Source organism: Ciceribacter ferrooxidans, from assembly GCF_004137355.1.
GTDB classification, from domain to species: Bacteria; Pseudomonadota; Alphaproteobacteria; order Rhizobiales; family Rhizobiaceae; genus Allorhizobium; species Allorhizobium ferrooxidans.
This window is the reverse complement of the sequence record NZ_SDVB01000095.1, coordinates 1-272: the sequence shown is the minus strand read 5'-3', so window position 1 is coordinate 272 and position 272 is coordinate 1. Positions and strand designations below refer to the sequence as shown.

1 protein-coding gene is annotated in these 272 nt (G+C 57.7%); it reads right to left on the bottom strand.

Translation table 11 applies throughout. The features are described from left to right. On the bottom strand, positions 1-272 hold a 272-nt coding region (locus EUU22_RS02225), incomplete at both ends, for a proteasome accessory factor PafA2 family protein (protein WP_205687824.1).

The window sequence follows — 272 nt, the reverse complement described above, 5'->3', positions numbered from 1 at the left end:
AATGCAGCCGCCGATATTTTCGGTAATCGGCCAGTGGCTCGTCGCGCGCGTTGATGATGGCGCGATTGAATTGCACCCACTGATAAATGTCGTTGACGATGTGATCGGCGCGCTGGCTCAGCTGGAAAGTTACCTGGCCTTCCGCTTGTGGCGGTTCGAAATCGAAGGCCAGTGGATTAGATTGGCCGACGCGCCCCGCGCCTGTAAAGATCTGGCGTGTCGCTAAAAAAGTCAGCAGAGTTCCGAGGATCGGCGGCGTGAACTGCGCCTCG